Genomic DNA, 22159 nt, shown 5'->3' on the forward strand with positions numbered 1-22159 from the left:
GCAAAACCGGCCTCAGGGAGCGTTCTCTCAAATACGCGGGCGGTTACCTGGAAGTGTGAGAGCCGTTTCAACCAGGTTAATCAGCCTCTTGACAAGTTTTGGTAAGCAAGAGCAATCTCGTGGTGGGAGAGCGCTCCCTCACATCCGTCAGCGCCCAGCAGTACAGACCCCGAGACCCTGACCACCGGTCCACCCCCCTCCACAGAGACCTGGAGTCTTCGCCATGGCCTCGCTCCGCCGATGGTTACCGCCCCTGACCGCGCTCCTGACCCTGACCGCGCTCCTGCACCCCCTCCCGGCCACCGCCACCGCCCGGGTCGCGGCCCAGGCCGCCCCGCCCGTCGATCCCGCCAGGTTCCAGCAGGTCACGCTGGCCAAGGGGGTCGCCACGATGGGCGAGCCGATGTCGATGGCCGTGCTGCCGGACCGCTCGGTCCTGCACACCGCCCGCGACGGCACGATCCGGCTCACCGACGCCGCGGGGAACACCAAGGTGTCGGGCAAGATCCCCGTCTACTTCAACGACGAGGAGGGTATGCAGGGCGTCGGCATCGACCCCGGCTTCTCCTCGAACCGGTTCATCTACCTCTACTACGCGCCGCCGCTCTCCACACCCCCGGGGGGCGCCCCGATCACCGGCACCGCGGCCGACTTCGCGCGCTTCGACGGCGTCAACCGGCTCTCGCGCTTCAGGCTGAACACCGACGGCACGCTCGACCTCGCCAGCGAGAAGAACGTCCTGGAGGTGAAGACGAGCCGGGGTTTATGCTGCCACGTCGGCGGTGACATCGACTTCGACGCCGCGGGCAACCTCTACCTCACCACCGGCGACGACACCGAGCCCGGCTACAACGACGGCTACGCGCCGCTCGACGACCGGGCGGGCCGCAACCCCGCGCTCGACGCGCAGCGGGGCGCCGCCAACACCAACGACCTGCGCGGCAAGGTGCTCCGCATCAAGGTCAACGCCGACGGGTCCTACGCGATCCCGGCCGGGAACATGTTCCCGCCGGGAACGGCGAACACCCGGCCGGAGATCTACGCGATGGGCTTCCGCAACCCGTTCCGGATGAGCGTCGACAAGGCCACCGGTGTGGTCTACCTCGGCGACTACGGCCCCGACGCGGGCACCGCCGGCGCCAGGGGGCCGGGCGGCCAGGTCGAGTTCGACCGGATCACCGGGCCGGGCTTCTACGGCTGGCCGTACTGCACGGGTAACAACACCCCCGCCGAGACCTACGCCCGTTACAACTACGCCACCGCGACGGTCGGTGCGAAGTACGACTGCGCGGCCGGTGTCGAGAACACCTCGCGCAACAACACCGGCCAGGTCAAGCTGCCCCCGGCCAAGCCCGCCTGGATCACCTACGACGGCTGTTCGCTGCCGGAGTTCGGCTGCGGTGCCGAGTCGCCGATGGGCGGCGTCGTCTACCGCTACTCCGCCGCGCTGAACTCGCCGATCAAGTTCCCGCAGTCGCTCGACGGGCACTTCCTCGCCGGTGAGTTCCAGCGGCAGTGGATCAAGGACATCGAGGTCAACGCGGACGGCAGCCGAGGCACCATCCAGCCCTTCCCCTGGTCGGGCAAGCAGGTGATGGACATGGCCTTCGGCCCGGACGGCGCCCTCTACGTGCTCGACTACGGGACCGGCTGGTTCAACGGCAACGAGCACTCGGCCCTGTACCGCATCGAGCACATCGGGACCGGCGGGCGGGCGCCCATCGCCAAGGCGTCGGCGGACCGCGTCTCGGGGAAGGCGCCGCTGACCGTGGCGTTCTCCTCGGCGGGCAGCTCCGACCCGGACGGCGACGCGCTCACCTACTCCTGGGCGTTCGGTGACGGCGGCACCTCCACCGCCGCCAACCCCACCCACACCTACATGACCGACGGCACCCGTACGGCCACGCTGACCGTGCGGGACAGCACCGGCCTGACCGCGACGGCCAACGTCGAGATCACCGTCGGCAACACCGCGCCCACGGTGCGGATCGACCTCCCGCTCAACGGGCAGGTGTTCGGCTTCGGCGACGCGGTGCCGTACCGGGTCACCGTCACCGACCCCGAGGACACGACGATCGACTGTGCGAAGGTGAAGATCACCTACATCCTCGGTCACGACACCCACGGCCACCCGCTCGCCACGGGCAACGGCTGCTCGGGCACCGTCCAGACGCCCGGCAACGGCGAGCACGACGGGGCGGCCAACCTGTTCGGAGTCTGGGACGCCGAGTACACCGACTCGGGCGGGCTCACCACCCACACCCAGCACGTCACCCAGCCGAAGAACCGGCAGGCCGAGCACTACACCACCTCCCAGGGCGTCGCCCTGTTCGACAAGGCGACCGCGCACGGCGCGAAGACCGTCGGCAACATCGAGAACGGGGACTGGATCGCCTTCGAGCCCTACGTCCTGGCCGGCGTCTCCACGTTCACCGCCCGGGTCTCCTCGGCCGGAGCCGGCGGGACCATCCAGGTCAGGGCCGGCTCGGCGACCGGGACGCTGCTGGGCACCGCCACCGTGGCGCCGACGGGCGGCTGGGACACGTTCGTCGACGTCTCCGCCAACCTGACGGGCGCTCCGGCCGGCACGACCAAGCTCTTCCTGGTCTTCGTCGGGGGCGCGGGGGCGCTGTTCGACGTGGACGACTTCACCCTGACCACCGGGACGCAGCCGCCCACCGGGACGCTGCTGTCGTCGGGGCGTCCGGTCACCGCCTCCTCGACGGAGGGCGCCGGATTCGCGGCGGGCAACGTGGTGGACGGAAATCTGGGGACGCGGTGGTCGTCGGCGTTCTCCGACCCGCAGTGGATCTCGGTGGACCTGGGTTCTGCCCGGCAGGTCAGCCGGGTGAAGTTGCAGTGGGAGGCCGCGTACGGCAGGGCCTATCGGATCGAGACGTCGACCAACGGTACGACGTGGTCGCAGGTTTACTCCACGACCGCCGGTGACGGTGGGGTGGACGATGTCACCTTCGCGGCGGCGAGCGCCCGGTACGTGCGTGTCTACGGCACGCAGCGGGCCACCGCCTGGGGCTACTCCCTGTGGGAAATGGAGGTCTACGGTGCGTAATATCATCGCGATCATCACAACGCTGCTCGTCGTCACGATCGGGTTGGGGGCACCGGCCATGGCAGCGGACCCGGCCTACAAGGTGCTGGTCTTCTCCAAGACCGCGGGGTTCCGGCACGACGCCATCCCCGCGGGCATCACCGCGCTGCGCGGGCTGGCGGCCGAGAACGGCTTCACCGTCGACGCCACCGAGGACGCCGCCGCCTTCACCACGGCCAACCTGGCCGGATACCGGGCGGTGGTCTTCCTGCTGACCACAGGCGACGTGCTGAACGCCGCGCAGCAGACGGCGTTCGAGTCCTACATCGCCGGCGGCGGCGGGTACGTGGGCGTCCACGCGGCCGCCGACACCGAGTACGACTGGGCCTTCTACGGCGGCCTGGTCGGCGCCTACTTCTCCTCCCATCCGGCCATCCAGCAGGCGACCGTGCGGGTGGAGGACCGCACGCACCCCTCGACGGCCCACCTGCCGGCGACCTGGGTGCGCACCGACGAGCTGTACAACTACCGCACCAACCCCCGCTCCACCGCCCACGTGCTGGCCACGCTGGACGAGTCGACCTACTCCGGCGGGTCGATGGGAGCCGACCATCCGATCGCCTGGTGCAAGCAGTACCAGGGCGGCCGGGCCTGGTACACCGGACTCGGGCACACCATCGCGTCCTACACCGAGCCGAACTTCCGGGCGCACCTGTACGGCGGGCTCCGCTACGCGGCCGGGGTCGCCCCCGCCAACTGCGGCACCGCCCCGAACCCGACTCCCACCCCCACCGTGGATCCGGGCGTCACGCTGCTGTCGGCCGGGCGTCCGGTCACGACCTCCTCGACGGAGAACGGGTCGTTCGCCGGGAGCAACGCGGTGGACGGAAATCTCGGGACGCGGTGGTCGTCGGCGTTCTCCGACCCGCAGTGGATCTCGGTGGACCTGGGTTCTGTCCGGCAGGTCAGCCGGGTGAAGTTGCAGTGGGAGGCGGCGTACGGGAAGTCCTACCGGATCGAGACCTCGACCAATGGCACGACGTGGTCGCAGGTCCACTCCACGACCGCGAGTGACGGCGGTGTGGACGACATCACCTTCACGGCGGCGGGCGCCAGGTACGTGCGGGTCTACGGCACGCAGCGGGCCACCGTCTGGGGCTACTCCCTGTGGGAGATGGAGGTCTACGGCAGCTAGGAGCCGGGATTCCCGCGGATCTCACCGGTTTCACAGGTTCGACAGGTGGGAATCCGTTGACGGCCGGTTGCCCGGCGTTGGACGGCTCATCAGCGTGCCGCTGGGAACCGCAGCGGCAGCCACACGTACCGGGTGACCGCCGGCCCTCGGGCCGGCGGTCACCCGGGTGAGAGACAGGAGGTGGTTCAGGTGTCCTGGATCGGCAGGACGGCGGTGCGGCCGGTGCCCGGCAGGGGCGCGGGAGGCCCGGCGGCACCCGGCACCCACATCGTGGTCCGCGACTCGGTCCGGCCGGTCACCGTCCGATGACCACCGCCGCGGCGTTCGCCATGCAGCCCCGGCTAGTGCCCGAGCTCTTCCCCCCCGACCTGCGGCACCGGCTGTCGCTGGTGACGCGGGTGGACGAGCGAGTGATCGAATCCTTCGACGGGCCGCTCGACGTGGAGATCCTGATCACCGGCTGGGGGTGTCCGAGGATCGACGCGGACGTGCTGGCCGCGGCTCCACGGCTGCGGGCGGTCGTGCACGCCGCCGGCAGCGTCAAGGGGCACCTCACCGCCGAGGTGTTCGACAGGGGCCTCGCGGTCTCCTCGGCGGCCGAGGCCAACGCGCTGCCGGTGGCCGAGTTCACCCTGGCGATGCTCGTACTGGCCGCCAAGCAGGTGATCGTCAAGGCACGCGCGTACTCCACGCGGGGCTGGTCGGGCGACCCGCTGCCCGGAGTGGCGACGCCGAGCGAGGGCGGCGGCCTGATCGGAGCGGTGGTCGGCGTCATCGGCGCCTCCCGGGTCGGGCGGCTGGTGATGGAGCGGCTCCGCGACCACGGCGCGCACATCCTGCTCAGCGACCCGTACATCAGCCCCGCCCAGGCGGCGGCCCTCGGGGCCAGGCCGGTGCCGCTCGACGATCTCTGCCGCGAGGCCGAGCTGGTCACCGTGCACGCTCCCGCGCTGCCGGAGACCCGCGGACTGCTCGACGAGCGCCGCCTCGCGCTGCTGCGCGACGGGGCGGTGCTGGTGAACACCGCCCGGGGCTCCCTGATCGACACCGACGCCCTGGTACGGCACTGCGCCACCGGTCGCATCGGCGCCGTCCTCGACGTGACCGACCCCGAGCCGCTGCCCCTCGGGCATCCGCTGCTCGCCCTGCCGAACGTCCTGGTCACCCCGCACCTCAGCGGAGCCAGGGGCAGGGAGCTGCGCCGCCTGGGCGAGTTCGCGGTCGCCGAGGTCGAGCGGCTGGCGCGGGGCCTTCCGCTCCGCGGCACCGTCCGGCCGGCGGATCTGGATCGAATCGCCTGACGTCCCGGCCGGCCGGGGAGATCTGTTCTGACCAGCGCCTACGACGATGCGGCCGCTCGAACCCCGACCATCACCGTGGCGCCCGGCCTCACGCGCCCCGCTGACGTCGTCCACACAGCCGCGTTCAGCTCCGCGGGTCGTCCCAGTAGTCCTTGAGCATCTCGCCGGGCCGGCCGGGCGCGGTCTTCCGTTCCGACCGCGGTTCCAACTACACCTCGGAGGAGTTCGGCCGTTTCCTGACCGACGAGATGCCCATCTTGTGAGGGAGCTCAGAGCCTTTCGATCAGAGCTGAAAAGGCTTTACAGTCTGGAGTTAGGCAATGTAGTTTCGCCATCAGGTCCAGGTAAGAGCCATATTCATGTCAATACGTTAGGAGCTCACCTGATGGCTTTGGCTCGTGGGAGCACGACCTGCGCGTCGTCCTTATCTCGACCGTACCGGCATGCCCTGGAGCTACCTTCCTGGGCCAAGGTATGTGCCTGCCTCGCCCGATAGCAGTGGTGGCTCAGCGGCCTGCCACACCGATTAGTCCGCACCGCCGAAAGGCGCGAGCTCGAACCGAGTTTTCGCGTGATTGACGCTCAAGCGTCAAGTCCTCGGCCAACGTGCCCGCCACCATCCGGGGCATCGACGCCGCCAAGGAGAATCGCCGGCCGAGAATGCGGCATCGTCACCGGTGCCCTCGGACGCTGTGGGCGGTGCCGGTCACCGCCGCCGGATCGCAAGCGGCTGAGCCGACAGCACTCACCGCACCCCTCACCGAGGCACTGTCGCCGAACACGGCATTGACATCAACGTCGTCCCCCGCGCCTGTGCTGCCAGAGGATTCACCGCTCTGCTTTGGCACTGGATTGCCGAACGGAGCTTCGGAGGACTGATTTTCCACCGTCTCCTGCCCCGCAGCTACGAGACCGTGCCAGTCCGCCGCGAAGCCATGAGCCTGATCGACCTCATGATTCGCCGACTCAGCATGAACTCACCTCGCCCTCGCGAGGAATCCGAAAGAGGCATTCGAGTGTTACGAAGAATTGTCACGATGACGGTCTTGGTCCTCTTTACCGTGGTGCCGATGGCGGTCATATCGCCGGTCGCACCGGCTGCGGCACAATCCCAGGACAGGGTCATCATTTCAGGAGACTGGGATGGTGACGGTGTGGACACGTACGGCATCGTGGACACCTCCACGGACCCGATGACGTGGTATCTGACGAACCGATACGACAACTACTGGATCGACAACCTCGCACCCGACACCGTCTTCACCTACGGCGCCCGTGGCGCGCAACCGATCGTGGGCGACTGGAACAACGACGGCTCCGACACTCCGGGGGTCTTCGTACGCACCGGCGGAACGCCATCGTGGCAACTACGCAACAGCAATTCATCGGGATCCGCCAACGTGACCTTCGGTTATGGCGCGGCCTCGGACACCCAGCCCCTGGTCGGCGACTGGGACGGCAACGGCTCCGACACCATAGGGTTCATCAACACCACCAGCAACCCCTTCACCTGGTACCTGCGCAACAGCAACACCACCGGAACGGCCAATGTGACGTTCACCTACGGCAGCGGCAGCGCGTCATCGGTGTACTTCGCCACGGGCGACTGGGACGGCAACGGCTCCGACACCCCCGCGGTCGCGCTGCCTATTACCAACGGACCCTTCCAGTGGCATCTGCGTAACAGCAACACCAGCGGCGTCGCCACCAGCGGCGTGCGCTTCAACCCCGTCACGCCGCTGAAGCTGATGCAGTTCAACCTGTCTGGGGGCATCCTGAACAACGGCACCTACCCGATCATCGGGCGGATCGTCAGGGAGGTGCAGGCGCGCCGACCCGACGTGATCTCCCTCAACGAGATCTGCGACCGCCAGTACGCGCACCTGGTGGACCAGTTGGCGGCGGCCGGATATGCGATGCAGGGATACTTCCAGGAGTCCCGCACGTTCGTTCCCGACTGCATCGTCTTCCCCGACACCCGCAATGAGGCCGGCAACGCCATCCTGGTACGCGCCGACGTGACCCAGCGGAAGGGGTACATGTTCACCACCGGCCACAAACTGGAGGAGCGCGAGCAGCCCGTGGTCACGGAGGAACGCAGTGTCGCCTGTGTCGTGGCCAATTTCCCGCCGGCCAATCAGCCGGTGAAGGCCTGTTCGACGCACCTGGCCGACGGCGACGCGTCCGGAGCGCAGGCCGAGACCCGGGAGCTGACCCGCGTGTTCGGCCCTGAGGCGAACTCCATGCCGTTCATCTTGATGGGCGACCTCAACCTGACCCCGGACGATGCCGCGGTCGGCACGCTCTACTACCCGGACGGGAGCGGAAACTTCTGGGAGACCGACACCTACTGGAGCAGTTGCGTCGGCGAGGACGGGATGTGCGAACCCGTCCGGGGCGGCCGGGCCACGCGGGTCGGCGGCACCCGCAAGATTGACTACACCTTCGTCAGTCGTGACCACTTCAGCGTGCCGATCGCCGGCGTCGACATCATCGACGCCGGTAACTGTGACACCCATCCCTGCTCCGACCATCTGATCATTCACAGTTCCGTCAACCTGTACCTCCCGAGAAAGGCGCCCTGACCGACAGCCGGGCCGTCCCACCGGTAACCGGATCGTGAGGCCGGGCGTCACCCCCATGGCGCCCGGCCTCCGCAGGTCCCGCTGACGTCGTTCACCCAGCCGTGTTCGGCTCCGCGGGTCGTCCCGGTTGTACGAGGAGACCTACGGCGACTTCCCGCACGATCGCGTTCACCCCACGATGCGCGTCCATCTCGACAACGAGCGCCTGGAGCGTCAGGCGCCGATCAACCGGCCTGGCCGGACACCCGTGTCCAAGTGGACGGACACCTGCTACGACTGTTTCGCGCCCACGGTCGGCTGCTACGTACTGCCCGCCGGCGCCCTGCGGTCGCGCACCGGCGCCGCCGGTGGTCGCCGTGGCCGACGAGCTCGCACTGTGGCAGGCGGTGGCGTCCGCGGTCGCCACCACCGCCGGACGTGCGCCACGCGACCGCGTCGATCCGGCTCTGGACCTGTGGAATGCCCTGGGCCTCGATAGCCTCTCGCTGCTGGAGCCGATTCGAGACCTCGAAAAGCGGTTCCAGGTGACCATCCCGGATGAGGACACCGGCCAGGCCCACACGGTCGGCGACCTCATCAGGATCATTCAGCGTCTCGCAGGCTCCGACCCGCCCGCGGGCCCGACCAGATAGGCACACGATGACGGAACGACTTATCGAACCCCGCGGGCGCGGGTTCCTGCTGTTCGACTCCCACCCCGCCGGATGCGAGAAGATCGTCGGAGACATGTGGGACCGTGTCACCCCCGCGATCCCCGACAAGAAGGCCGAGCGCCGTCCGGTCGCCCTGATCATCGGCTCCAGCGCCGGCTACGGGATGGCGGCCACGATCGCGGGAATCCGTCGTTACGGCCTCGACGGCGTCGGCTTGTGCTTCGAGCGCCCGCCCACCGAGCGTCGCACGGCCACCGCGGGCTGGTACCGCACCATCGCGACCGCCGAACTCGCGGCCAAGGCCGGCCGCGACTGGTCGTTCGTCAACGGCGACGCCTTCGCCGACACCACCAAGGAGCAGGTACTCGACCTGCTCGCCGAACGGTTCGGCGGCATCGACTACCTGATCTACAGCGTCGCCGCACCTCGGCGCACCGACCCCGGCACCGGGCAGACACACCAGTCGGTGATCCAGTCACTCGGGGCGGGGTACGGCACCAAGACCCTGGACGTCAGCGGAGACGAACCGGCGCTGAAGGAGATCTGGGTCGAACCGGGTAGCGACACCGAGCGGGCCGACACCATCAAGGTCATGGGCGGCGAGGACTGGGCCCTGTGGGTCGACGCCCTGACCGGCCGTGGCCTGCTGCGCCCGGGGTTCACCACCGTGGCCCTGTCCTACATCGGCTCGCACCTGACCGCGCCGATCTACCGGGACGGGACCATCGGTGCGGCCAAGGCACACCTGGAGGAGACCGCGCTCACGCTGAACGGCGGCCTGGCCGAGGTCGGCGGGCGGGCCGTGACATCGGTCAACGGCGCCGCCGTCACCCAGGCGTCCACCGCGATCCCCGGCATCGCCCTGTACGTCAGCCTCCTGCGGGGCGTCCTCGGCGAGGCCATGCAGTCCCCGCTTCAGCAGTCCGTCGAGCTGTGGGACCGGCTCACCGGTGCCCAGGCGCTCGACCTCGATGACCAGGGGCGCATCCGCCTGGACCGGTGGGAGTTGCACCCGCTCATCCAGGAGCAGGTGACCGAGCGGTGGGAGGCCGTTGCCCCCGACAGCATCGGCGACCTGGCCGATGTCGACTGGTTCACCTCCGAGGTGCGCCGCCTGTACGGCTTCGACGTGCCCGGTGTGAACTACGGCGCGCCGAGCGAGCCTGACCTGCTCTGGCCCACCCCCACCGAGTAGCGACCGGCCGAAGGAGACGTGACGACCGCAGGCGACCGCATCCGGCAGTGCGAGGAGTACATCCACCGGCCGCGCGGTCGCCGTACGACGGACGGTGGCCCCCTGCGCGCCGGGATCCGGAGCGCATGAGTTGACCTCAATCATGCTTGAGGTTGCAGGCTGGGCGGCGGCGTACACGAGTGGAGGGGAACCCTGTGAAGGCAGCTGCTTTTTTCGAGTTCGGCGGTCCCGAGGTATTGCGGGTGACGGAGCTTCCCACGCCGGAGGCGGGCGAGGGGCAGGTACGGGTGCGGGTCAGGGCCGCGGGCGTGCAGCCGTTCGACCTGGCCATCAGGGAGGGGTGGACTCCGCCGGGAGTGGACGGGGAGCTGCCCCGGGTGCCCGGCAACGAGTTCTCCGGGGTCGTCGACCAGGTGGGAGCGGGGGTGGAGGGGGTCTCGGCCGGGGCCGAGGTGCTGGGCTTCACCCTGCTCAACGCCTATGCCGAGTACGTGGTCGTGCCCGCGGGGAACATCACGCCCAAGCCTGTGAACATGCCCTGGGAGGTGGCGGGCGGTTTCACCGCCGGGACCCAGACGGCCCACATGGCGCTGCGGCAGCTCGGGGTGGGGGAGGGGGACACGCTCCTGGTGCACGCCGCCGCGGGCGCGGTCGGCACCGCCGCGGTCCAGCTCGGCAGGCTCTGGGGGGCCACGGTGATCGGCACCGCGCGCGCGGAGAACCACGACTACCTGCGCGAACTCGGCGCGATCCCGGTCGCGTACGGCGAGGGCCTGCTGGAGCGGATCCGCGACCTGGCGCCCGGCGGGGTGGACATGGTGCTGGACGGCGCGGGCGGTGAGGCGTTCGACATCTCCCTGGAACTGGTGAAGGGGGAGCACCTCCTCACCCTCGTCGAGCACGGCAGGGCCGCCGAGCTGGGGGCGCAGCGGACCAGGGGGGAGCGGCTGGCGTCCCGCCTCGCCGAACTCGCCGCCCTGTACGCCGAGGGCAGGTTCGTCTTCCCGGTGCGCGGTACCTACCCGCTGGAGCGGGCCGCGGACGCGCACCGCGAGCTTGGGACCAGGCACGGCAGGGGCAAGGTCGTGCTGGTCATGGACTGAGGCCGGGGCTTCCGGGGGAGCGGGGGCGCCTCCGGGAGCCGGACCGGGCACGGCAGGGGCGAGGTCGTGCCGGACCGAGGCTCAGGCCTCCGGGGGAGCAGCGGTGCGATCGGGCGGGGGCGCGCCGGTCGCGGACCGAGGCTCACCCGGGGCGGGCTCGTCCTCCCGGTGCGCGGGACCCACCGCAGGGGGCTTGGGATCGTGCTGGTCAGGGATCTGTATCCTCGTTCGACTGGCATTATGGGACGGACTTTTAGTAAGGTTTCTTGTTAATAACGTGCTATCCGTCGGCTCGTTGGACATGTCCTGCCTCCATTCCCCAACCCAGGAGGAGTCCACGTGCATCTACGACACAAGGTGGCCACCGGTGCCGCCGCGGCGCTCAGCGTAGGGTCCCTGCTCGCGCTGCTGCCGTCCACCGCGGCGGTCGCCCACGGTTCCATGTCGAACCCGCCCAGCCGGGCCTACGTCTGCAAGACGGAGGGCCCGGAGACCCCCAAGTCCGACGCGTGCAAGGCGGCCGTCGCGGCCGGAGGCACCCAGGCCTTCTACGACTGGCACGAGGTGTCCCGGCTCGAAGCCGGCGGCAACCATCGCCAGATCATTCCCGACGGCCAGCTCTGCGGCGCCGGGCGCGACAAGTACCGGGGGCTCAACCTCACCAGGGCCGACTGGCCCGCCACCCAGGTCTCCCCGGGGCCGCTGACGGTCACCTACCACGCGACCGCGCCGCATGCGAACAGCAACTTCGAGTTCTACATCACCAAGCAGAGCTGGGACCCGACCCAGCCGCTGCGCTGGTCGGATCTGGAGCACATCAGGACCTTCACCAACCAGAACCCCAGCACGTTCACCAACTGGACGATCAACCTCCCGCAGCGGAGCGGCCGCCAGCTCATCTTCTCGATCTGGCAGCGCATCGTGGGCAGCACCGAGGCCTTCTACACCTGCTCGGACGTGAACTTCGGCGGGGGAGGCAATCCCAGCCCCACGCCGACCCCGACGGTGACCCCCACGCAGACCCCGACCCCGACCCCGACCGTCACCCCGACGAGCCAGCCGGGCGGTACCTGGCAGGCGGGCACCGCCTACGCGGCGGGCGCCACGGTGACCTACGGGGGCGTGACCTACCGGTGCCTGCAGGCGCACACCGCGCTGGCGGGCTGGGAGCCGCCGAACGTGCCGGCTCTCTGGCAGCGCGTCTGACCCGTTGACGTCCGGCCGGGACGAGCCGTCCCGGCCGGGCGTCCTCCCCTGAGGTCCCGCACCGGTCCGCCGGCCCGGCGGCGAGGGCGCCGCGCGTACGGGCCCGGTCCTGGCCGCCACCGAACAGCACACCGAGCACCACGCCGAACCACGCGGCACCGTGCCGCGCTTCCTCCCCCGGGGCCAGAGTCCGGGGTCTCCAGCCTGGAGGTATTCGATGAGACGTGCGGTCCCGGTGGTCGTACTGGGCGTCCTGCTGCTCGCGGGCTGCGGTGCCCACAGCATCCAGGAGCTTCGGGGCGGCACATCCGGTCACGCGGGGCACGGCGCCGCCGCCCAGAGTGCCGACCAGAGTTCTGATCATGACGCGCACGATGGGCACGGCGCGGGTCAGGGGGTGCCCAGCCCGTCGCCCGCCCCGCCGACGGGTACCGCCGAGGGGGTCGCCTTCAACGCCCCCGACGTGATGTTCCTGCAGATGATGGTGCCGCACAACGCGCAGGTGGTGCGGCTGGTGCGGCTGGCACGGGAGCGGCAGGTCAGCCCCGAGGTCTCCGAGCTCGCCGAGGCGATCGGGGTGACCCAGGAGCGCGAGTCCAGCACCATGTCCGGCCTGCTGGCCGCCTGGGGGCAGCCCGCGACGGCGCCGGACGACGAGCACGCCGCGCACGGCGGGATGCCCGGGGTGAGCGATGAGGAGGTGGCGGCGCTCGTCGCGGCGCCCCCGGCCGAGTTCGAGAGAAGGTTCCTCGACATGCTCATCGCCCAGCAGGACGACGCCTCCCAGATGGCCAAGGTGGAGGTCGCGACCGGGCTGCACGCCAAGGTCACCGAGATGGCGAAACGCGTCGATGTCTCGCGTACAGCGCAGATCGCCCAGATGTTGGCTTTGCGTGACAAGTAAGGATTTGTCCCTTTCCCCGTTCCTGTGAGATATTTCCTACCAGCTGTAAGGGGAATTAGGGGAGAATCATGCGCAAGATATTTGGGATCGTGGCCGGACTGATCCTGGCCGGGACCCTGGCCGGATGCGGGGGGGCGTCCACCGACACGGCCCAACCTGCCGACGGCACGCCGAAGGCCGATGCCCCGCTCAAGGTCGGGGTCAACCCCGTACCCCACGGCGAGGTGCTCAAGTACGTCAAGGACAACCTCGCCGCCGGCGCCGGGCTGAACCTGGAGATCGTCGAGTTCACCGACTACGTCCAGCCCAACACCCAGCTCGACGAGGGCAACCTGGACGCGAACTACTTCCAGCACATCCCGTATCTGGAGGAGTTCTCCAAGGGCAAGAACATCCAGCTCAGCTGGGTCGCCCCGGTCCACATCGAGCCGCTCGGCCTGTACTCCAAGAAGATCAAGAACGTCTCCGAACTCGCCGAGGGCGCCCAGGTGGCCGTGCCCAACGACGCGAGCAACCTCGGCCGTTCGCTCAAGCTGCTGGCCGACAACGGCCTGATCACCCTCAAGGAGGGGGTCGGCGTCAAGGCCACCGAGCGCGACGTCGCCGACAACCCCAAGAAGCTGGAGTTCAAGCCCCTTGAGGCCGCCCAGCTGCCCCGCTCCCTGGAGGACGTGGACGCCGCGATCGTCAACGGCAACTACGCCCTGGAGGCCGGGCTGCAGCCCGCGACCGACTCCCTGCTCCTGGAGAAGGGCGAGGGCAACCCGTACGCCAACGGCCTGGTCACCGTCCCGGCCAAGGTGGACGACCCCCGGATCAAGAAGCTCGCCGAGATCCTGGCCGGCGCCGAGGTCAAGAAGTTCATCGAGGACAAGTACAAGGGTGCGGTCCTGCCCGCCGGGTGACCGATTCTTCGCCGAGAACTCACGGGCCCGACGACTTTCCGAAGTCGTCGGGCCCGTGACGTCCATCGGGATGCCATGGTCGGCAGCTGTCTCCGCCGGGTGACGTTTGGGAGCCGTGTGGGGGATAGGGGGGATGCGTTGGCTCGAAGGAGGAGATCCCATGACCATCGCAGGCGGCATCATTCTCATCATGCTCGGCGCCATTCTCACCTGGGCGGTCGAATTCGACATCGCCGGGTTCGACATCAACGTCGTCGGTGTCATCCTGATGATCGGCGGTCTCGCATGGCTCCTGTTCGCCGTGTACCGGCTCAGCATCGCCCGCCGGGCGGTGGCGGACTCGACGGCCACCACCGTGGTCGAGGACCCGGTCGCGCACCGTCGCGTCTACGAGGAGCGGCACTACAACGACCCCCCGGTCGTGTGAGTGTCGGGTGAGTCAGGTACCGGTCCGGAAGGGCAGGCGTGCCTTCCGGCCAATCGAACGGAGGGCGAGACGTTGAGCAGGGTCGTATCCCGCAGTGTGAGCGCCGCGAGTGGAATGCTCGGTGGCGCGATCGCCGGAGCCGTCTTCAAGCAGGTCTGGAAGTTCGCGTCGGGCAAGGACGACGCGCCCCAGGCGACATCGGATGAGTACGGCTGGCGAGAGGTTCTCGTGGCGGCTGCCATCCAGGGAGCGATCTTCGGTGTGGTCAAGGCCGCGATCGACCGTTCCACGGCACGCAGCATCCACAGAGCCACCGGCAAGTGATCACCTGCCGGCCCTCCGGGGCCCGGCACCCGATCCCCGGCCGAAGGTCCCCGGTCCCGTCGACGGGACCGGGGACCTTTCTGGCTTTCCGTCCTGATTCCGGGACCGGAGAGCCGTCAGGCGACGCCCGGGTACGAGCGGGCGCCGTCCTTCCGCCATGCCGGGACGCGGGAGGAGATCACCTCCGCGTACACGGCGGCGGTCCGGTCGGCGATCTTGTTCCAGTCGTAGTCGGCGCGTGCCCGGACGGCGGCGGCGGTGCCGTACGCCGCCGGCAGGCCCGGCGTGGCGAGCAGCCGGCGCAGCGCGTCCCCCAGCGTGCGCGGCTCGCGAGGCGGGACCAGCAGGCCGGTGACCCCGGGGACGACGGTGTCCAGGTGCCCGCCCACCGCGGACACCACCACCGGCACCCCGCAGGCCATGGCCTCCACCGGCACGATGCCGAACGGCTCGTACCAGGGCATGCTGACCACGGCGTCCGCCGAGCGCATCAGGACCGGGACGCGCTCGCGGGCCACCTTGCCGAGAAACCTGACGCGGTCCGCCACGCCGTGCCTGACGGCCACCCGCGAGAGCCTGCCCACCTCGGGGTCGTCCGGGTGGCCGCCGGCGACGAGCAGCCTGGCGCCGGGGACGTGGGCGAGGGCCTGGACCGTGGTGTCCACGCCCTTGCGGGGTACGGGACGGCCGATGGCGAGCAGGACGGGGCCCGGACCGAGATCGGCGCGCGGGCCCACCGGGGTGAAGGAGCGCACGTCGACACCGCAGGGCACGACGCTCGTACGGCGGTACGGCACGCCCATCCGGCGCAGTTCCGCCACCTCGTCGGCGCAGGTCGCGACGACCGCGTCCGCCTGGTGGGCGATCATCGCCTCGATCCCGAGACGCTCGCGCGGGCTGGTGTCCGCCGCGCCCTGGTAGCGGAGCTTGACCGTACCGAGGGCGTGGAAGGTGTGCGCGATGGGGACGTCGACCTCCCTGGCGGCGACCAGGGCCGCCAGGCCGCTCATCCAGAAGTGGCTGTGCACCATGTCGGGCGGTGCGGCGTTCCAGCGCCTGGCCAGCCACAGGCCGAAGTCCGGCATCCAGGGGAGCAGGTCGTCCTTGGACAGGATCATGGCCGGGCCGGCCGGGACGTGGACCACCGTGACCCCGGGGGCCAGGGCGACCCTCTCCCGCTGGAAGGCGCACTCCCTGCGGGTGTAGACCGTCACCTCGTGCCCGCGCGCGGCGAGCGCGACGGAGAGGGCGGCGACGTGGACGTTCTGGCCTCCGGCGTCGGCTCCGCCGACGGTCGCGAGGGGGCTGGCGTGTTCCGAAACCATGGCGATCTTCATGGGCACGTCTCCACCGAGTTATGCGGGGCAGGCGTGCCCGCGTCCTGGGCACAGCGGCCTCCTCTGCCCTCAGTGGGGGTTTTAAACGTGTTTGACCTTGAGTTCCACGGGAAGGCGAGCTTTTTTGGACGGAAAGGAGTTCGACGATGGAGGCTCCGCAGTACGTCGCCGCGCGTGTGCAGCGCGCGCTCGCCGAGGACGAGAGAACCACGGAACTCGGTGTCCGGGTGGATGTCCGAGGTGATCAGCTCTACCTGCGCGGCCAGATCACCAGCGCCGACCGCCGCGAGCTGATCGCCAAGGTGGCCGGGGAGGCGGCTCCCGGGCTGGTCGTCCACAACGAGATCGATGTCGTGAGCGTGGTGGAGCCGGTGAGGGAGGAACAGCTGTGAGCGCGCTGCGGATCGCGGCGGTCGGAGACGTGCACCTGGACGAGAGTCTCAGGGGGGATTACCGCAGGCGGCTCGACGGCATCGAGGATCGAGCCGACGTGCTGCTGCTCGCCGGCGACCTGACCCGGCACGGCACCATGGAGGAGGGGGAGATGGTGGCGGACGAGTTCCGCGACCTGCCGATCCCGGCGGTGGCGGTGCTCGGCAACCACGACTACCACTCCGACCGGCCCGCTGAGATCGCCGCGCTGTTGCGCGGGGGCGGTATCGAGGTCCTGCACGACGACGCGACGGTGATCGACATCGACGGGATACGGCTCGGCGTGGCCGGTGGCAAGGGTTTCGGCGGAGGGTACGCGGGCAAGTGCGCCAGCGACTTCGGTGAGCCGGAGATCAAGGCGTTCGTCGGCCACACCAAGCGGATCGCCGATCGCTGGCGGGTGGCGCTGAAGGAACTGGAGGCCGACTACCGGGTCGTGCTGTCCCACTACTCGCCGGTCAAGGACACCCTCGACGGGGAACCGCTGGAGATCTATCCCTTCCTCGGCAGCTACCTGCTGGCCGAGGCGGTCGACGCCGAGGGCGCCGACCTGATCATCCACGGGCACGCGCACGCCGGTACGGAGAAGGGCGTCACCCCGGGCGGCATCCGGGTGCGCAACGTGGCGCTGCCGGTGCTAGGCCGGGCGTACGGGGTGTACCTCCTGTAGATGGGCGCCGCCCCTCCCCCGCACCGCCGGGCGCACCGCCGTGGGGGCCGTCGGCGGCGGGGGAGGGGCGGACAAGAAGAAGCGGGCCGGGGAGACCCGGCCCGCGAGGCTTCTTGGGAGTTCGGGGCGACTCGTGTTCCTACGAGCGCGAAGCTCGCGTCGAATGGCCTGCCGGCTCAGAACCGACAGTGGGCTGACACTGGACAGGTGCTTTCGCGAGCGCGGAGCTCGCGTCAGACATTGAAGATGCTCACACCCCCGGGGCCGATGAGGAAACCGAGGACGATGAGGACGATCCCCCAGAGGAGGTCGCGACGGGCCAGGATCACATAGATCCCGGAGATGACGAGGATAACTGCGATGATCCAAAGTAAAGTAGCCATAATCGGCCTCTGCCCTCACAATTCATGACTTAACATCCTCTGTTCGGTATAGATCGATTATTGGCTGAACGAACCACAGCCAGGCGCTGGACAGGGCCACGGTCCCGCCGAACACCGCCGCCGGCCAGGCGTTGATGACCGTCTCCGCGACCAGCGCGACCGAGCTCGTCATCGCGATCGCGAGCCCGGCGGCCCCCGCTATGCCGACTCCGTTGGCGCGGTGCAGCATCTTCTCCTTCAGCCCGGTCCGGAACAGCAGGCGATGCTGCGCGGCCGGGGTGATGAAGCAGACGGACGCGATGGCGGCGCTCAGCAGGGCGATGAAGAACAGCCAGTGCCCCAGGACATCGACTTTGTTAAAGCCCGCGGCGAACGGCAGCGTCAGCAGAAAGGCGAAAAGCACCTGCACGCCGGTGACCGCGACGCGCAGGCCCTGTAAGAGCTCACCGAGCTCGCGGTCGACGCGTTCCTTGCGGGTTTCTCCAGGATGGGGATTTTCTCTTTGCGTATGTTCGACCTGAACCATACGCCCCGTTTACCCGAGTCAAAGTCCGGCATGCCTACCGTGGATGTTATGGGGTACGCGTGAGCCATGGGCAGCCACAGTCATGAGGTCACGGACGCAATCCTGGAAACGCTGAAGCGGGCGAGCAGCGGGCTGAAGGAGGCGGATATCAGGTTCGCGCTCGCCGGAGGCTGTGCGGCGTACGCGCGCGGGGCCGCACCCTCGCTGCACGACGTCGACTTCGTCCTCCCCGTCGAGGACGTGCCGCTCGCGCTCGAAGCGCTGGGCAAGCTGGGCTTCGAGACGGTCAAACCGCCGGAGGACTGGCTGGTCAAGGCGTTCGACGAGGGCAGGCTGGTGGATCTGATCTTCTCGATCTGCGATCACCCGATCACCCCGGAGCTGCTGAAGCGGGCCGAGCCGATGAAGACCTCGGCGGTGATCCTGCCCGTCCTGGAGGCCACCGACCTGGTCATCTCGTGGCTGCTGCCGTTCTCCGAGCACACCTGCGACTACGGCTCGCTGCTGCCCCAGGTCCGCGCCCTGCGCGAGCAGGTCGACTGGAACCGTGTCGCCGCCGTCGTGCAGGACTCCCCGTACGCCTCCACCTTCCTCACCCTTCTCGGGCGCCTCGATGTCATCCCCGACTCCCTCGACTCCTCGGGCGACCCGGCCTGGCCCTGAGGTGCCGTCGGGGCGGCACCGGAAACGAGCGGGGCCCCGCCGGGTGGCGGGGCCCCGCTCGTCGTTCGGCGTGCCGGATCAGACGGTGCCCGGTCCGCTCCCGAACGGGAAACGGCCGTAGTACTCGCCGAGGCGGTCCCGGTAGGCGGGCTCCTTGAAGTTGGCCTCGTCGAACTCGGGCGCGCCCTTGATCTCGTGCTTGGTGCGCGCGACGTAGACCTTCTTCTCCTGCGGGTCGATCTGGGTCACGGTGCTCGCGGGCAGGAGGACCTTCTTGCCGAAGATCCACGGGCCCGTGTCGATGACGAGGTAGCTCTCGCCGACCTCGTACGTCGCCTCGTCGACGGAGCCGATCTTCCCGTCGGTGGCCTCCACGTGGTACCCGGCGACATCGAGCGTCCTGTCCTGGCCGTACACGTCGGCGCGGTAGTTCCAGAGCTCGGGCTGCATGGTTGAACATCTCCCTTGAGTTGGGTTCTCCGGGCTCCGGTCAAGTACCCGAGCGAGGGGCCCTAAACGGGGGCCGTCCAGGTCAGCCGGTACGGAACACCGCCCTGTCCTCCTCGAACCGCAGGTCGCCATGTGATTCCGCGCTCCCGCCCCGTCCGGCGAAATCGCAGCCGGCCCATGTTCGTTGATGCTCATATGTCGGCGTATGTACGGACTACAGCGCCGAGTCCGGTACCCTTGTGGAGGTCGGGCGCCGCTAGCTCAGTTGGTTAGAGCAGCTGACTCTTAATCAGCGGGTCCGGGGTTCGAGTCCCTGGCGGCGCACATCGCATGTGATCGGCGCGTTTCCCTTCCATCGGGAGACGCGCCGGTCGCGTTTACGCCCTGATGCGCGGTCTGTGTTCGCTCCAGCGCCATCCACCCGGCAGAACGACCCCTCGACGGTCCGGACGCCCGTGGCACACCCGGCGAGACCGGAGAGGATGCCGCGGGAGGTGCTTCTCCGAGGCCGGGATGCCGTAGACCGGCAGGTCAGAGGCCGCAAGGTTAACATGGTGAGGGCTTCGGAAACATTTCGGAAACATATTGACCCCACTGTGTGGTACAGCCAACATGATGGCCATGGTGAACCGGTTTCCTGAAGCTCGACGCACGACGATCAACGATGTCGCGTCGCTCGCCGGAGTTTCCAAGGCGACCGTGTCGAAGTTCCTGAGCGCGACCGACTACTACATGTCGCAGGAGACCCGGGCCAAGATCGAGCGCGCCATCGAGGAGCTCAACTACCATCCGAACGCGCTGGCCCAGGGGCTTTCGAGCAGACGTTCCTACGCGATCGGCGTCGTCGTGGCGAGCATCACCAATCCCTTCTACCCGGAACTGGTGGCCGGTGTGGAAGAGGTCATCGACCCGGCCGGTTACACCCTGTTGCTGGGGGCGATCGCGGAGAGCAAGGCGAAGGAGGCCGCGGTCGTCCGCACGATGATCCAGCGACGGGTCGACGGAGCGATCATCGCCTCGGCCACCATGCGGGACGGCGGGGTGCAGCAACTGGTCAAGGCCGGGATCAACGTGGTGGTCGCCAGCCGGGAGCTCGCCAAGCCGGTGGCCGACACCGTTGTGATCGACAACCGGATGGGTGGGCGGCTGGCCGCCGAGCACCTCCGGCAACACGGCTTTGAGCAGGCTGTCTACCTGACCGGGCCGCTCGACGTCCTGGCCTTCCGGCACCGGCTAGAAGGGTTCCGCAGCGTCTACGGCGAAGCCGATGGACCGCTGCACACCGCGCGCAGCAGCGAGCTCTCGGACGCCACCGAGGCGGCGGCGAGCCTGCTCGCCGGGCTGCGCCGGCCGGCGGCGGTCTTCGCCGCCAGCGACACCCTGGCCGTCGGGCTGATGACGGCGGCGCACTCACTCGGAGTGAGAGTCCCCGAGGACATCGCACTGATCGGATTCGACAACGTCTGGGTCGGCCAGGTGCCGGGCGTCTCGCTCACCACCGTGGACAGCAAGGCGCGGCAGGTCGGCGCGGTGGCGGCGGGCATCCTCGCCGAGCGCATCGGCAGGCACCCGAGCGGCAGTCCCGGTGGGCGTACCCCGCCGGAGCGGCGCGTCCTGGCGCCGGAACTCGTCGTCCGCGGATCCTGCGGATGCCGGCGGACGGCGACAACGTGAGAGTCCAGCACGGTCCCCGATCAGCACGGGCTTTTGGGAAACCGGTTTCTATCCATCCATCCCCCTCAGAAGGAAAGCAGCAATGAGGAAGACAGCAGCTATCGCGTTGGCGTCGGTCCTGGCGCTCGGTGTCTCGGCATGCAGCTCGGCGACGTCCGCCGAGGAGTCCGGTGCCGGAGGGTCGTACACCTACACCAGCGACCAGGCAGGCGTGAAGTCGCTCGACGGCGTCGCCCTGGCCTCGACCATCGGTGAGCTCAAGCCCGCCAAGAAGTATCGGGTCGCAGTGATCCTCAAGGCCCTCACGAACCAGTACTGGCAGGGCATCCAGAAGGGCGCGAAGGCCGCCGCCGACAAGTACGGGGTCGAGGTGACCATTCAGGCCGCGAGCAGCGAGAAGGCCCAGACCGAGCAGCTCACGATCGCCCAGACGCTCGTCGGGCAGAAGTTCGACGCCTACGTGGTGGCTCCCGAGAGCACCTCCAACCTGAACCCGGCGCTCAACCAGATGCGCTCGCAGCAGGCGCCCGTCGTCAACGTCGACGACGCCCGTGTCCCCGCGACCGTCTTCATCGGCCCGAACCACGAGGAGAACGGCATCCAGGCGGCGGACGAGCTGGCGAAGCTGTTCCCCGACGGCGGCGAGGTCGCGCAGGTCGAGGGGCAGTCGGGCTCCAGCGCCGCGATCCTGCGGATCAAGGGTTTCAAGGAGGGCATCGCCAAGCACCCGAACCTCAAGCTGGTCGCCAGCGTCCCCGGCAACTGGGACGCGAACGCCTCCTATGCCGCGGCACAGCAGATCATCCGGCAGAACCCGAACCTCAAGGGCATCTACGCCAACAACGACACGATGGCGATCGGCGTCGCCAAGGCCGTCCAGGAGTCGGGCAAGAAGGTCGCGGTGATCGGCACGGACGGTGTTCCGGAGGCGATCTCCGGCGTCCGGAACGAATCGATGGCCGCGACCGTCAGCCCGCTGCCCTACTACGAGGGCTTCTGGGCGGTCGAGTCGGCCATCGGCCTGCTGGAGGGCAAGGAGATCGCCCCCTGGGTCGTCGCGCCCGCCCAGCTGATCACCAAGGAGAACGTGGACCAGTTCTACGACACCGAGGGTCAGGTCATCACGGACCTCTACAAGTGACCGTCGGGTGAGCCCCTCCCTTCGAACCACGTACCG

At 69.0% G+C, this 22159-nt stretch carries 21 protein-coding genes and 1 tRNA gene; 18 read left to right on the plus strand and 4 right to left on the minus strand.

Annotated elements, in window-relative coordinates; all coding sequences use genetic code 11:
* Positions 1-223: 223 nt before the first annotated feature.
* From ABT061_RS03520 to ABT061_RS03575, 12 genes are all read left to right on the plus strand, one after another.
* Positions 224-3070, plus strand: a complete 2847-nt coding sequence (locus ABT061_RS03520) for a PQQ-dependent sugar dehydrogenase (RefSeq protein ID WP_350912213.1) — start codon at positions 224-226, stop codon at positions 3068-3070.
* Positions 3063-4244, plus strand: coding sequence for a ThuA domain-containing protein (locus ABT061_RS03525; RefSeq protein ID WP_350912215.1), 1182 nt, complete (start codon positions 3063-3065; stop codon positions 4242-4244). Before ABT061_RS03520 ends, ABT061_RS03525 begins: the two co-directional genes overlap by 8 nt.
* Before the next feature lie 305 nt (positions 4245-4549).
* Positions 4550-5545 carry a hydroxyacid dehydrogenase gene (locus tag ABT061_RS03530; RefSeq protein ID WP_350912217.1) on the plus strand — a complete coding sequence of 332 codons (996 nt, stop codon included), beginning with the start codon at positions 4550-4552 and terminating at the stop codon, positions 5543-5545.
* Positions 5546-6480: 935 nt separating this feature from the next.
* Positions 6481-8130 (plus strand): endonuclease/exonuclease/phosphatase family protein, encoded by a 1650-nt coding sequence (locus ABT061_RS03535; protein WP_350912219.1) that lies wholly within the window; start codon positions 6481-6483, stop codon positions 8128-8130.
* Between the two features lie 356 nt (positions 8131-8486).
* The gene (locus ABT061_RS03540) at positions 8487-8762 is read left to right on the plus strand and encodes an acyl carrier protein (protein ID WP_350912221.1); all 276 of its coding nucleotides are present in this window, start codon (positions 8487-8489) and stop codon (positions 8760-8762) included.
* A gap of 7 nt (positions 8763-8769) precedes the next feature.
* The gene (fabV, locus tag ABT061_RS03545; protein WP_350912223.1) at positions 8770-9978 is read left to right on the plus strand and encodes an enoyl-[acyl-carrier-protein] reductase FabV; all 1209 of its coding nucleotides are present in this window, start codon (positions 8770-8772) and stop codon (positions 9976-9978) included.
* A 242-nt stretch (positions 9979-10220) separates the two neighbouring features.
* A complete protein-coding gene (locus tag ABT061_RS03550) occupies positions 10221-11081 on the plus strand; it encodes an NADP-dependent oxidoreductase (protein ID WP_350912225.1) in 861 nt (286 codons plus the stop codon).
* A gap of 339 nt (positions 11082-11420) precedes the next feature.
* Complete coding sequence (locus tag ABT061_RS03555; RefSeq protein WP_350912227.1) at positions 11421-12287, plus strand: lytic polysaccharide monooxygenase; 867 nt, start codon at positions 11421-11423, stop codon at positions 12285-12287.
* A gap of 217 nt (positions 12288-12504) precedes the next feature.
* Positions 12505-13191, plus strand: a complete 687-nt coding sequence (locus ABT061_RS03560; protein WP_350912229.1) for a DUF305 domain-containing protein — start codon at positions 12505-12507, stop codon at positions 13189-13191.
* Positions 13192-13259: 68 nt separating this feature from the next.
* A complete protein-coding gene (locus ABT061_RS03565; protein WP_350912231.1) occupies positions 13260-14096 on the plus strand; it encodes a MetQ/NlpA family ABC transporter substrate-binding protein in 837 nt (278 codons plus the stop codon).
* 160 nt (positions 14097-14256) lie between these two features.
* Positions 14257-14523 (plus strand): DUF6458 family protein, encoded by a 267-nt coding sequence (locus ABT061_RS03570; RefSeq protein ID WP_030913064.1) that lies wholly within the window; start codon positions 14257-14259, stop codon positions 14521-14523.
* Positions 14524-14595: 72 nt separating this feature from the next.
* Positions 14596-14847 carry a DUF4235 domain-containing protein gene (locus ABT061_RS03575; protein ID WP_350912234.1) on the plus strand — a complete coding sequence of 84 codons (252 nt, stop codon included), beginning with the start codon at positions 14596-14598 and terminating at the stop codon, positions 14845-14847.
* A 116-nt stretch (positions 14848-14963) separates the two neighbouring features.
* On the opposite strand, the gene ABT061_RS03580 is transcribed toward ABT061_RS03575, so the two are convergent.
* The gene (locus ABT061_RS03580; RefSeq protein WP_350912236.1) at positions 14964-16184 is read right to left on the minus strand and encodes a glycosyltransferase; all 1221 of its coding nucleotides are present in this window, start codon (positions 16182-16184) and stop codon (positions 14964-14966) included.
* A gap of 146 nt (positions 16185-16330) precedes the next feature.
* On the opposite strand from ABT061_RS03580, the gene ABT061_RS03585 reads away from it, so the two are divergent.
* Positions 16331-16576: a BON domain-containing protein gene (locus ABT061_RS03585; RefSeq protein ID WP_350912238.1), complete on the plus strand. Its 246-nt coding sequence runs from the start codon at positions 16331-16333 to the stop codon at positions 16574-16576.
* Positions 16573-17286 carry a metallophosphoesterase family protein gene (locus ABT061_RS03590; RefSeq protein ID WP_350912240.1) on the plus strand — a complete coding sequence of 238 codons (714 nt, stop codon included), beginning with the start codon at positions 16573-16575 and terminating at the stop codon, positions 17284-17286. The genes ABT061_RS03585 and ABT061_RS03590 overlap by 4 nt, the downstream gene beginning before the upstream one ends.
* 233 nt (positions 17287-17519) lie before the next feature.
* Here ABT061_RS03590 and ABT061_RS03595 read toward each other — a convergent pair whose 3' ends face one another.
* Positions 17520-17669, minus strand: a complete 150-nt coding sequence (locus tag ABT061_RS03595; protein WP_350912242.1) for a GPGG-motif small membrane protein — start codon at positions 17667-17669, stop codon at positions 17520-17522.
* 22 nt (positions 17670-17691) lie between these two features.
* Positions 17692-18195: a DUF6328 family protein gene (locus tag ABT061_RS03600; RefSeq protein ID WP_350912244.1), complete on the minus strand. Its 504-nt coding sequence runs from the start codon at positions 18193-18195 to the stop codon at positions 17692-17694.
* A gap of 66 nt (positions 18196-18261) precedes the next feature.
* Between ABT061_RS03600 and ABT061_RS03605 the strand changes: the two genes are divergently transcribed.
* Positions 18262-18858, plus strand: coding sequence for a nucleotidyltransferase family protein (locus tag ABT061_RS03605; RefSeq protein ID WP_350912246.1), 597 nt, complete (start codon positions 18262-18264; stop codon positions 18856-18858).
* 78 nt (positions 18859-18936) lie between these two features.
* On the opposite strand, the gene ABT061_RS03610 is transcribed toward ABT061_RS03605, so the two are convergent.
* Positions 18937-19308, minus strand: a complete 372-nt coding sequence (locus ABT061_RS03610; RefSeq protein ID WP_350912248.1) for a PRC-barrel domain containing protein — start codon at positions 19306-19308, stop codon at positions 18937-18939.
* Between the two features lie 250 nt (positions 19309-19558).
* Here ABT061_RS03610 and ABT061_RS03615 point away from each other — a divergent pair.
* The 3 genes from ABT061_RS03615 to ABT061_RS03625 all read left to right on the plus strand — a co-directional run bounded on the left by ABT061_RS03615 (position 19559) and on the right by ABT061_RS03625 (position 22123).
* Positions 19559-19632: transfer RNA gene (locus ABT061_RS03615), tRNA-Lys, on the plus strand.
* 297 nt (positions 19633-19929) lie between these two features.
* A complete protein-coding gene (locus ABT061_RS03620) occupies positions 19930-20982 on the plus strand; it encodes a LacI family DNA-binding transcriptional regulator (protein ID WP_350912249.1) in 1053 nt (350 codons plus the stop codon).
* Between the two features lie 82 nt (positions 20983-21064).
* Positions 21065-22123: a sugar ABC transporter substrate-binding protein gene (locus tag ABT061_RS03625; protein WP_350912251.1), complete on the plus strand. Its 1059-nt coding sequence runs from the start codon at positions 21065-21067 to the stop codon at positions 22121-22123.
* Positions 22124-22159: the final 36 nt, after the last annotated feature.

Source organism: Streptosporangium sp. NPDC002544, from assembly GCF_040295965.1.
In the GTDB taxonomy this organism is placed as follows: Bacteria; Actinomycetota; Actinomycetes; order Streptosporangiales; family Streptosporangiaceae; genus Streptosporangium.

Bases quoted from the DNA above. Each gene is read 5' to 3' on its own strand.
- ABT061_RS03520 (WP_350912213.1), top strand. From the start codon at position 224: ATGGCCTCGCTCCGCCGATGGTTACCGCCCCTGACCGCGCTCCTGACC.
- ABT061_RS03530 (WP_350912217.1), top strand. From the start codon at position 4,550: ATGACCACCGCCGCGGCGTTCGCCATGCAGCCCCGGCTAGTGCCCGAG.
- ABT061_RS03535 (WP_350912219.1), top strand. From the start codon at position 6,481: ATGAGCCTGATCGACCTCATGATTCGCCGACTCAGCATGAACTCACCT.
- fabV (WP_350912223.1), top strand. From the start codon at position 8,770: ATGACGGAACGACTTATCGAACCCCGCGGGCGCGGGTTCCTGCTGTTC.
- ABT061_RS03560 (WP_350912229.1), top strand. From the start codon at position 12,505: ATGAGACGTGCGGTCCCGGTGGTCGTACTGGGCGTCCTGCTGCTCGCG.
- ABT061_RS03565 (WP_350912231.1), top strand. From the start codon at position 13,260: ATGCGCAAGATATTTGGGATCGTGGCCGGACTGATCCTGGCCGGGACC.
- ABT061_RS03570 (WP_030913064.1), top strand. From the start codon at position 14,257: ATGACCATCGCAGGCGGCATCATTCTCATCATGCTCGGCGCCATTCTC.
- ABT061_RS03580 (WP_350912236.1), bottom strand. From the start codon at position 16,184: ATGAAGATCGCCATGGTTTCGGAACACGCCAGCCCCCTCGCGACCGTC.
- ABT061_RS03585 (WP_350912238.1), top strand. From the start codon at position 16,331: ATGGAGGCTCCGCAGTACGTCGCCGCGCGTGTGCAGCGCGCGCTCGCC.
- ABT061_RS03595 (WP_350912242.1), bottom strand. From the start codon at position 17,669: ATGGCTACTTTACTTTGGATCATCGCAGTTATCCTCGTCATCTCCGGG.
- ABT061_RS03600 (WP_350912244.1), bottom strand. From the start codon at position 18,195: ATGGTTCAGGTCGAACATACGCAAAGAGAAAATCCCCATCCTGGAGAA.
- ABT061_RS03605 (WP_350912246.1), top strand. From the start codon at position 18,262: ATGGGCAGCCACAGTCATGAGGTCACGGACGCAATCCTGGAAACGCTG.
- ABT061_RS03610 (WP_350912248.1), bottom strand. From the start codon at position 19,308: ATGCAGCCCGAGCTCTGGAACTACCGCGCCGACGTGTACGGCCAGGAC.
- ABT061_RS03620 (WP_350912249.1), top strand. From the start codon at position 19,930: ATGGTGAACCGGTTTCCTGAAGCTCGACGCACGACGATCAACGATGTC.
- ABT061_RS03625 (WP_350912251.1), top strand. From the start codon at position 21,065: ATGAGGAAGACAGCAGCTATCGCGTTGGCGTCGGTCCTGGCGCTCGGT.